The sequence below is a fragment of the Streptomyces sp. NPDC002324 genome (assembly GCF_053593335.1).
Window position 1 is genome coordinate 149,201 of the sequence record NZ_JBSFCF010000003.1, and the last position, 12,263, is coordinate 161,463.

The following is a 12,263-nucleotide window of genomic DNA, read 5'->3' on the forward strand; positions in this document are numbered from 1 at the left end:
GTGAAGAACTTTGCCGGTTCGTGACATCACCCCGCGCGCCGACGGCACCTCAGCGTTCCTGCCGCAGTCTGCGCCAGACCGCCTTGGCCGCGTTGTGTCCCGACATGCCGTGCACACCGGGGCCGGGCGGGGTCGCCGAGGAGCAGAGGAAGACGGCCGGGTGCGGGGTGCCGTACGGGGCGAGCGAGAGCTTGGGGCGGAGCAGCAGCTGGAGTCCGGAGGCCGCGCCGCAGGCGATGTCGCCGCCCACGTAGTTGGCGTTGTGCGCGGCGAGTTCGGGCGGGCCCGCCGTGGCGCGCGCGAGAACACGGTCGCGGAACCCCGGGGCGAACCGCTCCAGTTGCCGCTCGACGGCGTCGGTCAGATCGCCCGTCCAGCCGTTGGGCACATGGCCGTAGGCCCAGAAGACGTGCTTGCCCTCGGGGGCCCGGCTCGGGTCGACCAGGCTGGGCTGCACGGTGATCAGGAACGGCCTGTCGGGCGCCCGGCCGTGGCGGGAGGCCGCGTCGAGCGCCGCGCCGATCTCGGCCCTGCTCGCCCCGACCTGGACGGTCCCGGCACGGCGCGCCTCCTCGGCGGTCCACGGCACGGGGCCGTCGAGCGCGTAGTCGAGCTTGAAGACGCTCGCACCGTAGCGGTACTGCTCGTAGTGACCGCCGAAGCCCGCGATCCGGGCCAGCGCGGTGGGCGAGGTGTCGAAGACGTACGCGCGCGCGGGCGGCAGGTCGTCGAGGCGCTTGACCTCGTAGTCGGTGTGGACGGTGCCGCCGAGGTCCTTCAGATACGCGGTGAGCGCGTCGGCGATGGCCTGGGAGCCGCCCCGGGCGACCGGCCAGCCCGCGGCGTGCGCGGCCAGCGCGAAGACCAGCCCCACCGCACCGGTGGCGAGGCCGCCGAGCGGGGCGATGACATGGGCGACGAGGCCGGCGAACAGCGCCTTGGCCCGCTCGTCCTTGAAGCGGCGCATCAGCCAGGTGGACGGCGGCAGCCCGGCCAGCCCGAACCGGGCGAGGGTGACCGGGTCGCGGGGCAGCGCGGACAGCGGCAGCGACATGAAGTCCCGGGCGAGCGTGTCCCACTTGGGCAGGAACGGCTCGACCAGCCTGCGGTACGCGCCCGCGTCACGCGGCCCGAACGAGGCGGCCGTCTCCCCCACCGAGCGCGACAGCACGGCCGCCGAGCCGTCGGGGAAGGGGTGCGCCATGGGCAACTCGGCGTGCAGCCACTCCAGGCCGTAGCGGTGCAGCGGCATCGCCTTGAACGCGGGCGAGTTGACGCCGAGCGGGTGCGCGGCCGCGCAGGGGTCGTGGCGGAAGCCCGGCAGGGTCAGCTCCGCGGTGCGGGAGCCCCCGCCCACGGTGGACTTCGCCTCGAACACGGCCACGGAGAAGCCGCGGCGGGCCAGCTCCACGGCAGCCGTCAGGCCGTTCGGCCCCGCCCCCACCACCACCGCGTCGAGCATCGACGGCACGTCCGGACCCCTTCGTCAGCCGATGGCCGTACTCCGCCGACGCAATCCCCGCCCGCGGACAGACCTGCGCTCAGGATATGCCCGGCCACCGACAGGCCCGGGACGAGGCCACGGCCAACCGGCGGAGGTGCTGCTTCCGCTTGTCTCGTCAGGCGCCGCCCGACAGCAGCCCCACCACCCGGCGGGCCGTGGCCGCGTCCCGGGCCGTGGTGAAGGGCAGGGCGTTGCCGCCGGTTATGCGGAAGGGCTCGCCGGACAGGGTGAGGTGGGCACCGCCCGCCTCCTCGACGAGCAGCAGCCCGGCCGCGTGGTCCCAGGCGGCCTCCCAGGAGAACGCGGTCGCGTCCAGCCGGCCCTCGGCGACGGCGAGATACTCCAGCCCGGCCGAACCGCAGGCACGCGGGGCCACGCCGTCCGTCCGGAGGCCGAGCAGGGCCCGCTTCTGCTCCGGCGTGGTGTAGTCCGGGTGCGAGGTGGCGATGTCGAGGTCCCGGCCCGGGTCGGGCGAGCCGGCGCGCAGGGGTACGCCGTCGACGGTGGCACCCCGGCCGCGGATCGCCACGGCGAACCGGTCGAGGGCGGGCGCGTACGTCCAGGAGGCGCGCAGGACACCGCCCCGGGCCAGGGCGACGAGGGTGCAGAAGGCGGGGTCGCCATTGACGAACTGGCGGGTGCCGTCCACCGGGTCGACGATCCAGACGGGCGCGTCGCCCTGGATCGCCTCGTACGACACGGGGTCGGCGTGCACCGCCTCCTCGCCGACGACGACCGAGCCCGGCAGCAGCGCGGAGAGCGCCTCCGTCAGATACAGCTCGGCCTTGCGGTCGGCGTCGGTGACCAGGTCGTGCGGGCCGGCCTTCTGGTCGACCTCGTGCGCGGCGAGCTGCCGGAAGCGGGGCATGATCTCCGCCGCGGCGGCCTTGCGGATCGCTTCCTCGACGTCCGAGGCGTGCCGCGCGAGAAACTCGTCGATGGTTTCGGTGTCTTCGATCATGCCTCCATGACAGCACGCGGCACTGACAATCCCCTCCCGTTCGGTGTATTCGGTAGGGAATCGCCGTGAACACCCGGGGCGGACGGAGCCGCCGCGAGCGCGATCCGCCGTGCGCCCCGCGCTCAGGGCTCAGCGCCCGACCGCGTACCCCTGCATCCCGCGCGGGTTGGCCGCCGCCGACAGCACCCCGCTGCGGGGGTCACGGGCGACCGCGCACAGCCTGCCCTCGGACCAGGCCTCGCCGATCACGAGGTCGTGGCCGCGCCGGCGCAGCTCCTCGACGACCTCCGGGGGCGTCCGGGACTCGACGGTGACGCTGCCGGGGCGCGTGCCGCGCGGGTGGAAAGAGCCGGGGAAGCTGTCGTTGTGCCAGTTCGGGGCGTCGATCGCGCCCTGGAGGTCGAGTCCGCCGCGCACCGGCGGGCGCAGGGCGACGGCGAGGAAGAAGTGCAGCTGCCACTGGTCCTGCTGGTCGCCGCCGGGGGTGCCGAAGGCCATCACCGGCACGCCGTCGCGAAGCGCCAGCGAGGGGGTGAGGGTGGTGCGGGGGCGGCGGCCGGGGGTGAGCGAGTTGGGCAGTCCCTCCTCCAGCCAGGCCATCTGCAGGCGGGTACCGAGCGGGAAGCCCAGTTCGGGGACGACGGGGTTGGACTGCAGCCAGCCGCCGCTGGGCGTGGCCGCGACCATGTTGCCCCAGCGGTCGACGATGTCGAGGTGGCAGGTGTCGCCCCGGGTGCTCCCGTCGGCCGCGACCTCGGGCTCCCCCGGCACCGGCGACCGGGGCCCCTTGGCGACGGTGGGCTCACCGGCCCCCATGGCACCGCCGCCCGGCTCGTCGCCGGCCACCACGCCGGCGTGCGCGCTCAGTCGCGGCGTACGGCCACCCGGGGCGCCCGGCAGCAGCTCGTACGACGCCGAGTCACCGACGAGCGCCCGCCGCACGGCGTTGTACTCGTCGGACAGCAGCTGGTCGAGCGGGACCGGCGCCGCGTCCCCGTACCAGGCCTCCCGGTCCGCCATGGCGAGCTTGCAGCCCTCGATGAGGAGGTGCATGTACGCGGCGGATCCGTGGGCGGGCAGTTCCGGCGGCAGCAGGGCGAGTTGCTGGAGGAGGACCGGGCCCTGGCTCCAGGGACCCGCCTTGCACAGGGTCCAGCCGTTCCAGTCGTACGTCACCGGGGCCTCGTAGGACGCGGACCAGCCGGCGAGGTCGGCCGACGTGAGCGTCCCGGTGTGCCGTTCGCCGCTGGTGTCGAGCGTGGGTCGCCCGGCCTGGCGGACGAGGGCCTCGGCGACGAAGCCGGCGCGCCAGACCTCGCGGGCCGCCTCGATACGGGTCTGCCGGTCCCCCGCCCCCGCGGTCTCGGCGAGGAGCCTGCGCCAGGTCGCGGCCAGCGCCGGGTTGCGGAACAGCTCGCCGGGGCGGGGCGCCCGTCCGTCCGGCAGGTACACCTCCGCCGACGACAGCCACTCCTTCTCGAAGAGGTCCCGTACGGACTCGACCGTCGCCCCGACGTTCTCCACGGGCGCGTGGCCGTGCTCCGCGTACCCGATGGCGTACTTCAGCACGTCGGCCAGGTCCTTGGTGCCGTGGTCGCGCAGCAGGAGCATCCACGCGTCGAACGCGCCCGGCACGGCGGCGGCCAGCGGTCCCGTGCCGGGGACCAGTTCGAGCCCGAGCGCCCGGTAGTGCCCGACCGTCGCCCCGGCGGGCGCCACCCCCTGTCCGCACAGCACCCGGACCTCGCCGTCCGCCGGCGCGAGGAGGATCGGCACCTCGCCGGCGGGCCCGTTGAGGTGGGGTTCCACGACGTGCAGGACGAACCCGGCCGCCACGGCCGCGTCGAACGCGTTGCCGCCGTCCTCCAGGACCGCCATCGCCGACTGGGAGGCGAGCCAGTGCGTGGAGGAGACCATGCCGAAGGTCCCCTGGAGCGTCGGTCGAGTGGTGAACACGGACGGACTCCTCGCTGCGCGACGAACGTCCGATGATCGTACGCAGCCCTCGACCGGCCCCTCAGGGACGACCACCGGCTCCTCAGCGACGACCACCGGCCCCTCAGGGACGCCGTCGCCCCACCGTCAGCACATGTCCGCTCGCCCCGAGGAGCGACGGCTCCGACTCGATCCGCCGGGTCGCCGCGAGGACCGCGTGCCTGCGCTCCGGATCGTCCAGCCAGTCCTCCACCCCGCCCATCAGCCAGGCGACCCCCTCGACGCCGTACTGCCCCTCGTGGGCGAGCCCGGCCTCGGTGAACTCGCCGGGGACGTCGGCGGGGTCGGCGAAGTAGGCGGTGGTGAAATGCGGGTCCGCCGGGGACCACCGGTGCCTGCCGTGGCCCGACACGGCGTCGGTGCGCTCGCGGCGCTCCGGGATGAAGTAGTTCCCCTGCCTGAGGGTGTCGTTGAGCCCGGCGAAGCGGTTGATCGTGGCCGCGACCACCACACCACCGGGGCGGACCACCCGGCCCGCCTCGGCCAACGCCCGCACCCGGTCCGGGCGTTCGGGCAGGTGGTACAGCGGTCCGAGGAACAGCACGACGTCGTACGCGGTGTCCTCCGCGGGCAGCGCCCGGGCGTCGCCGAGGCGCGCGGTGACCCCGGGCAGGCGCCCGGACCGTTCCACGTGCATCGGCACGGGATCGACGACCTCGACCTCGTGCCCGTCCTCGGCCAGCCATTCGGCGTGGATCCCCGTGCCGCCGCCGACGTCGAGCACGCGCGCGGGGGCACCCGGCAGGAGCCGCCGCAGGATGTCCTGGGTGCGCCAGAACTCCAGCCGCCCCGCGCCCTCCCTGAGGCGGGTGTGCTCCCCTCCGCGCTCGTAGTAGGCGAGTATCTCCCCTGGCAGGGGCGGGAGTTGGGGCTGCGTGGTGTCCTGTGACCGCGTCATGCACCCAGGGTGCTGATCGTCCGTGGGGCCCCGCAACCGGTCAAGGCCCCTCCCCGGCGATCTGTGCCCAGGCCGTCGTGCCGAGGCGTCCCGTGGTGCCGAGGTCGATGTCCCCCTCGGGGTCGATGACCTCGGCCGGCCGGCCCGGCTGGGGGGCGATGCTCAGGGTCGGAGCGTAGACGCCGGGTATGTCCGCTTCGGTGACCGTGTTGCGCCAGACCAGTTCGGTCCTGGCGGACTCGCCGGGCTTCAGGGTGACCGGGTGCGGACCGAGGTCGGGCACGCCGGTGGTGATGTGCCGGGAGCCCCGCAGGACACGTACGTCGCCGTAGGGCTCGCCGTGCTCGTCGAGCACCTGGATCGCCGGGTAGCCCTTGAGGGTGTACGGCTCGGTGCCGCAATTGGTGAGCGTGACGCCCATCGCCCGCAGACCCATCGCCGCTTCCACAGGACCGGGGGTCATGCGCACCCCGGAGGGCGGGCATGCGGCCGGGGTGCCGGTCGGCTCCCGGTCCCGCGGTTCCTCGGGCGCGTCCGTGCCGGCCGACGAGGCGGGCGCCGGGGGCCCGGCGCGGTCGGGGTCACGCTCGCGGTCCAGTTCCTCGGAGAGCCCGCAGCCGGCCACGGCCAGCGTCAGCGCCACCACGAGGAGCATGCGGGAGCGAGAGGCCCTGCGATCGCGTATCGGGATCATGAACCCGATCCTGACACGGACGCTCCGCGGAGGTCGCGACTCCGCCGCCACCACGAAGACAGTGGGCCTCTCTTGAACCGGACACCCCGGTCACCACGTATGCACGGAGAGAGTTCGCACTTTCGTCCCACAGAGAGTCATGTGACACTGACGTACCCCACCGCCCGGCGGTACCGCCGCCTCGACCCCGAGAAGTGCGCTGTGCGTGATCTCCCTCTGCCGCTCGCCCTCACCGCGCGACTGCTGCCCGTCGCCGTACTCGCCACCGCGGGCTGGGCGATGTCGTCCGGTCCGCTGTCCGCGAGCCCGGCCGGCAAGGACTCCACGCCGGACACCGCGTCGAATCCCGTCTCGACCTCGGAGTCCGCGCCGTCGACGGTGACCGCCACCAAGACGTACGCGAAGGCGCCGTCGCCCTGCTCCGGCGTCACGACGAAAACAGTCAAATCCCTTGTTCCGGGCGCGAAGACGGCCGGCAAGGAGATCGCGTCGACCAACGAGTCCGTGCGCCGCACCTGCTCGTGGAACGCGCTCAAGGGCTTCGACTACCGCTGGCTCGACGTCTCGTACGAGATCCAGCAATCGGACGAGAAGGCGCAAAGCGCCTACAGGACCCGCACCACGGAGAAGAACGGCGGCGGCGCCGTCCCGGGTCTCGGTGACGAGGCCTACTCCGTGGTGAACCTCACCACCGAGGACAAGCAGCAGACCCGCGAGGGCGTGGTGTACGTCCGCATGTCCAACGCCCTGGTGGTCGTCACCTACAACGGCAGCGACTTCGAGTCCCAGAAGGCGCCCGGCACCGATGTGATCAACAAGGGTGCCATCAAGGCCGCGAAAGAGGCGGCGGCCGTACTGGAGGGCGCCCGCCAGGGGTAGGTCCCTCCGGCACGGCCGCCGCCGCCCCGGTCGGCGTCGCCGTCAGACGGCCGCCTTCGCCGCCTGCTCCCGCACCTTCTTCCTCTCCCCGGCCATCAGCGCCACGTACAGCAGCATCGACGTACCCAGACCCACCGCCCAGCCGTAGTCGGCCAGCGGCTTGAGGAACGGGATGATGCCGTCGTGCGGGAACGGTCCCGAGGCCACACCGTCCTCGGAGACGGTCGAGTAGGAGCCGCCGACCGCGAGGACGCCGCCGACCACGAAGGCCGCTATGGCCCGCCAGTTCCAGCCGGACGCGTACCAGTAGCGCCCTCCGGGCGTGTACAGGTCCGCGAGGTGCAGGACGGTCCGGCGGATGATCCAGTAGTCGGCGATGAGGATGCCGGCCACCGTGCCGAGCAGACCGCCGACGACGCCGAGCCAGGTGAAGATGTAGAACTCGGGCGTCGAGATCAGCTTCCACGGGAAGATCAGGATGCCCACGACACCCGTGATGAGCGCGCCCGTACGGAAGTTGATGAGCTTCGGGGCGAGGTTCGCCAGGTCGTACGCCGGGGAGACCACGTTCGCCGCGATGTTCACGGAGATGGTGGCGACCAGCACGATGATCAGCGCGAAGAGCAGCCCGAAGGCGCTGTCCGTCTTGGCGGCGAGCGCGACCGGGTCCCAGATGGCCTCGCCGTAGACCACCTCGGAGCCCGAGGTGACCAGCACGGCGAGGACCGCGAAGAGCGTCATGGTCGTCGGAAGCCCCAGGGCCTGTCCCCAGGTCTGCGCCTTCTGGCTGGCACCGAAGCGGGTGAAGTCGGGGATGTTCAGGGACAGGGTCGCCCAGAAGCCGATCATGCCCATCAGGGACGGGAAGAAGACCGGCCAGAAGTCGGGGCCCCAGCCGAGCTTGGACGGCTGGTCGAGCAGCGCGCCGAAGCCGTCGGCCTTGACCGCGATCCAGATCAGCAGCACGAGCGCGCCGACGATCACGAAGGGCGCGGCCCAGTTCTCGAAGTGCCGCAGGAAGTCCATGCCCCGGTAGATGATCGCTATCTGCAGCGCCCAGAACAGGAGGAAGCAGAGCCACAGCGGCCAGGGATTGCCCGCGATCTGCCCCGCTTTCTCCCACTCGCCGCCGGTCAGCTTGGAGCCGAGCGCGAAGATGCCGGACCCGCCGATCCAGGTCTGGATGCCGAACCAGCCGCAGGCGACGGCCGCGCGGATCAGCGCCGGGATGTTGGCGCCGCGCAGTCCGAAGGAGGCGCGGGCGAGCACCGGGAAGGGGATGCCGTACTTGGGTCCGGCGTGCCCGGTGGCCAGCATCGGCAGCAGCACGATGATGTTGGCCAGGGCGATGGTGAAGACGGCCTGCTTCCAGTCCATGCCGAGGGCGACCAGGCCGGAGGCCAGGGTCCAGCTGGGGATGCAGTGGGCCATGGAGATCCACAGCGCGGCGAAGTTGTACGTCGTCCACTTGCGCTCGGCGACGGGTACGGGGCGCAGGTCCTCGTTGGCGAAGGGGCTTTCGGCGGGGAAGGCCCCGGGGGCCAGCTCGATCCGGCCGGACGGGTCGGCGGACTGGGATATCGACGACCCCGTGGGGACTGTTTCGGTCATGGGCAGGCCAATCAGGGGAGACGGGACGGGAACGAAAGGCCGTGCGGAGGCCTTGGGCCCCTTCCCTCCGGGACGGCGGAGGGAAGGGAGACAAGGTGTGGGGGGTCGACGGGTGGAGCGGTTGACGCAGGAAGGGGAGTTATCGATTCCGGTTCATTGCGGTGGCCGGATTGTCGCAGTCGCCGACCGGTTCCGGGAAGGGAGAGCGGGTCAGCCGTTGACGGCCGGGATGACCGTCGAGCCGTACACGTCGATCACCCGCTCCTGTGCGTCGTGCATGTCGTAGACGGCGAACTGGTCCACGCCCAGCGCGCGCAGCGCGTCGAGCTTCGCGATGTGCGCCTCGGGGGTGCCGATGACGCAGAACCGGTCGACGATCTCGTCCGGAACGAACTGGGTGTCGGGGTTGTCGGCGCGCCCGTGGTGGGAGTAGTCGTACCCCTCGCGTGCCTTGATGTAGTCCGTCAGCTCCTCGGGGACGGCCGCGGAGTGTTCGCCGTACTTCGAGACGAGGTCGGCGACGTGGTTGCCGACCATCCCGCCGAACCAGCGGCACTGCTCCCGCGCGTGCGCCAGCGCCTCGGGCGAGTCGTCCTCGGTGACGTACGCGGGGGCGGCCACACAGATCTTCACCTCGGACGGGTCGCGCCCGGCGGCGACCGCCGCCTCCTTGACCGCCTTGACCATGTACTCGGTGAGATACAGGTCGGAGAGCTGGAGGATGAAGCCGTCGGCCTCCTCTCCGGTCATTTTCAGGGCCTTGGGGCCGTACGCGGCCATCCAGACCGGGAGTTCGGCGCCGGGCTTGATCCACGGGAAGCTGATGACCGTACCGCCGAGGTCGGCCTCTCCTCCGCTGCCCAGCGACCGGATCACCTTCATGGCCTCGCTGATCCGGGCCAGCGTGTTGGGCTTGCGGCCCGCCACGCGCATCGCCGAGTCGCCGCGGCCGATACCGCAGACCGTGCGGTTGCCGAACATGTCGTTGAGCGTGGCGAAGGTCGAGGCGGTGACCTCCCAGGTGCGGGTGCCCGGGTTGGTGACCATCGGACCGACCGTCAGTTTCGAGGTGCTGGACAGGATCTGGCTGTAGATGACGAACGGCTCCTGCCAGAGCACGGCGGAGTCGAAGGTCCAGCCGTACGTGAAGCCGTTGTCCTCGGCGCGCTTCATCAGCTCGATGACACGCGAGGCCGGCGGGTCGGTCTGCAGGACGAGTCCGAAGTCCATGATGGGCGCCACTCCTAGTTGAGGTACTGACAGGTGGAGCGGGGGGTGTAGACGCCGTGCCCGGCGTGCCCGGTGTACTCCCGCTCGGTGATGACGAGTTCGCCGCGCGAGAGGACCGTCTCGACCCGGCCGGTGGTGCGCTTGCCCTCGTACGCCGAGTAGTCGACGTTCATGTGGTGTGTCTCGGCGGACATGACCTGCTCGGCGTGCGGGTCGTAGATGACGATGTCGGCGTCCGCGCCCGGCGCGATGGTGCCCTTCTTCGGGTACATGCCGAACATGCGGGCCGGGGTGGCACAGGCGATCTCGATCCAGCGGCGGCGCGAGATGTGCCCGTCGACGACCGCCTGGTGGAGGAGATCCATGCGGTTCTCGACGCCCGGAAGACCGTTGGGGATCTTGGAGAAGTCGCCGCGGCCCAGTTCCTTCTGGCCGACGAAGCAGAAGGGGCAGTGGTCGGTGGAGACCACCTGGAGGTCGTTGGTGCGCAGGCCCTGCCAGAGCTTGGCCTGGTGTTCACGCGGCCGCAGGGGCGTGCTGCACACGTACTTGGAGCCCTCGAAGTCCGGCTCCGCGAGGTTGTCGGTGGAGAGGAACAGGTACTGCGGACAGGTCTCGCCGAAGACGTTGAGCCCCTCGTCGCGTGCCCTGGCCAGCTCGGCGACCGCCTCCATCGCCGAGACGTGCACGACGTACAGGGGGGCGCCGGCGACCTGGGCGAGCTTGATGGCGCGGTGGGTGGCCTCGGCCTCCAGGAGGGCCTTGCGGACCTCGCCGTGGTACCGGGGGTCGGTCTCGCCGCGGGCCAGTGCCTGCTCCACCAGCACGTCGATCGCGATGCCGTTCTCCGCGTGCATCATGATCAGTCCGCCGTTCTCGGCGGAGCGCTGCATGGCGCGCAGGATCTGGCCGTCGTCGCTGTAGAAGACGCCGGGGTAGGCCATGAACTGCTTGAAGGAGGTGACCCCCTCCTGCACCAGCAGGTCCATCTCCTTGAGCGTGTCCTGGTTCACGTCGGACACGATCATGTGGAAGCCGTAGTCGATCGCGCAGTTGCCCTCCGCCTTGGCGTGCCACGCGTCGAGGCCCTCGCGCAGGGCGTGGCCGACGCTCTGCACGGCGAAGTCGACGATCGTCGTCGTACCGCCCCAGGCGGCGGCGCGGGTGCCGGTCTCGAAGGTGTCGGAGGCGGAGGTGCCGCCGAAGGGCAGCTCCATGTGGGTGTGGGCGTCGACGCCGCCCGGGATGACGTACTTGCCGGTGGCGTCGAGGGTGCGGTCGGCGGTCCAGGCGTCGGCGGTGCTGGTACCGCTGGCGGCGAGGGCGACGACGCGGCCGTCCTCGATCAGGACATCGGCGTGGGTCTCATCCGAGGCTGTGATGACGAGACCGCCGCGGATGACTGTACGGCCGCTCATTCGGTCACGCTCCGTTCGGTTGTCGGGACAGTGCCGGTCGTTCGTTCGTGGCTGGTCGCGCCCACGCGGCGGTAGCCGCATATCGGGCACCGCCCCGCGCCCCTTGGGAGCAGGGGGCGCGGGGAGGCTTCGCTACGGCGCCGTCAGCGGGCCGTACGCGTCCGGGCGGCGGTCGCGGAAGAACTGCCAGCGGTCGCGGACCTCGCGGAGCTTGGCCAGGTCCAGGTCGCGGACCACCAGTTCGGTCTCCTTGTCGCTGGCGACCTCGCCGACGAACTGTGCCTCGGGGTCCACGAAGTAGGAGGTGCCGTAGAAGTCGTTGTCGCCGAGTTCCTCGACGCCGACCCGGTTGATGGCGCCGATGAAGTACTCGTTGGCGACCGCCGACGCCGGCTGCTCCAGTTGCCACAGGTAGCGGGACAGACCCCGTGAGGTGGCCGACGGGTTGAACACGATCTCGGCGCCGCCGAGGCCCAGCGCACGCCAGCCCTCCGGGAAGTGCCGGTCGTAGCAGATGTAGACGCCGATCTTCCCCACGGCGGTGTCGAAGACGGGCCAGCCCGCGTTGCCGGGGCGGAAGTAGAACTTCTCCCAGAATCCGGGGACCTGCGGGATGTGGTGCTTGCGGTACTTGCCGAGGTACGTGCCGTCCGCGTCGATCACGGCCGCGGTGTTGTAGAGGACGCCCGGCTGCTCCTCCTCGTACATCGGCAGCACGAGGACGAGACCGAGTTCCCTGGCGAGCGCCTGGAAGCGCTTGACGATGGGGCCGTCGGGGATCTGTTCGGCGTACTCGTAGAACGCCTTGTCCTGGACCTGGCAGAAGTAGGGCCCGTAGAACAGCTCCTGGAAGCACATGACCTGCGCGCCCTGCGCGGCGGCGTCGCGGGCCGCCTGCTCGTGGACCTGGATCATCGACTCCTTGTCGCCGGTCCAGGCCGTCTGGAAGATGGCTGCGCGGATGACTCTGCTCATCGGGACCTCCGGTCACTCGGTGTGCAGTGAGAGTAGGAAGTCCGGGAAGCCGGTTTGAGTTGCACGGTGTCACGTCTGCGGGCCTTCTCCGTTCCACC

At 71.5% G+C, this 12,263-nt stretch carries 10 protein-coding genes; 1 reads left to right on the forward strand and 9 read right to left on the reverse strand.

Translation table 11 applies throughout. The features are described 5' to 3' along the window. Nucleotides 1-49: 49 nt before the first annotated feature. From ACWCRJ_RS06755 to ACWCRJ_RS06775, 5 genes are all read right to left on the reverse strand, one after another. Nucleotides 50-1,462 carry a phytoene desaturase family protein gene (locus tag ACWCRJ_RS06755; RefSeq protein ID WP_450938418.1) on the reverse strand — a complete coding sequence of 471 codons (1,413 nt, stop codon included), beginning with the start codon at nt 1,460-1,462 and terminating at the stop codon, nt 50-52. Between the two features lie 157 nt (nt 1,463-1,619). Further along, nucleotides 1,620-2,465 carry an inositol monophosphatase family protein gene (locus tag ACWCRJ_RS06760; protein WP_450938277.1) on the reverse strand — a complete coding sequence of 282 codons (846 nt, stop codon included), beginning with the start codon at nt 2,463-2,465 and terminating at the stop codon, nt 1,620-1,622. 129 nt (nt 2,466-2,594) lie between these two features. Then, nucleotides 2,595-4,421, reverse strand: a complete 1,827-nt coding sequence (locus ACWCRJ_RS06765) for a gamma-glutamyltransferase family protein (RefSeq protein WP_450938278.1) — start codon at nt 4,419-4,421, stop codon at nt 2,595-2,597. Nucleotides 4,422-4,524: 103 nt separating this feature from the next. Next, nucleotides 4,525-5,358, reverse strand: coding sequence for a class I SAM-dependent methyltransferase (locus tag ACWCRJ_RS06770; RefSeq protein ID WP_450938279.1), 834 nt, complete (start codon nt 5,356-5,358; stop codon nt 4,525-4,527). A gap of 40 nt (nt 5,359-5,398) precedes the next feature. Beyond that, nucleotides 5,399-6,052 (reverse strand): DUF4232 domain-containing protein, encoded by a 654-nt coding sequence (locus ACWCRJ_RS06775; protein ID WP_450938280.1) that lies wholly within the window; start codon nt 6,050-6,052, stop codon nt 5,399-5,401. 201 nt (nt 6,053-6,253) lie between these two features. Here ACWCRJ_RS06775 and ACWCRJ_RS06780 point away from each other — a divergent pair, with 201 nt between their 5' ends. Continuing rightward, nucleotides 6,254-6,931, forward strand: coding sequence for a hypothetical protein (locus tag ACWCRJ_RS06780; RefSeq protein WP_450938419.1), 678 nt, complete (start codon nt 6,254-6,256; stop codon nt 6,929-6,931). Between the two features lie 42 nt (nt 6,932-6,973). Here the strand turns inward: ACWCRJ_RS06780 and ACWCRJ_RS06785 are convergent, their stop codons facing one another. From ACWCRJ_RS06785 to ACWCRJ_RS06800, 4 genes are all read right to left on the reverse strand, one after another. Next, nucleotides 6,974-8,542 carry an NCS1 family nucleobase:cation symporter-1 gene (locus ACWCRJ_RS06785; protein WP_450938281.1) on the reverse strand — a complete coding sequence of 523 codons (1,569 nt, stop codon included), beginning with the start codon at nt 8,540-8,542 and terminating at the stop codon, nt 6,974-6,976. Nucleotides 8,543-8,752: 210 nt separating this feature from the next. Beyond that, nucleotides 8,753-9,772, reverse strand: a complete 1,020-nt coding sequence (locus tag ACWCRJ_RS06790; RefSeq protein ID WP_450938282.1) for a TIGR03842 family LLM class F420-dependent oxidoreductase — start codon at nt 9,770-9,772, stop codon at nt 8,753-8,755. A 14-nt stretch (nt 9,773-9,786) separates the two neighbouring features. Continuing rightward, nucleotides 9,787-11,190 carry a dihydropyrimidinase gene (gene hydA, locus ACWCRJ_RS06795; RefSeq protein WP_450938283.1) on the reverse strand — a complete coding sequence of 468 codons (1,404 nt, stop codon included), beginning with the start codon at nt 11,188-11,190 and terminating at the stop codon, nt 9,787-9,789. A 132-nt stretch (nt 11,191-11,322) separates the two neighbouring features. Beyond that, complete coding sequence (locus ACWCRJ_RS06800; protein WP_005482257.1) at nt 11,323-12,165, reverse strand: nitrilase-related carbon-nitrogen hydrolase; 843 nt, start codon at nt 12,163-12,165, stop codon at nt 11,323-11,325. Between the last annotated feature and the right edge of the window lie 98 nt (nt 12,166-12,263).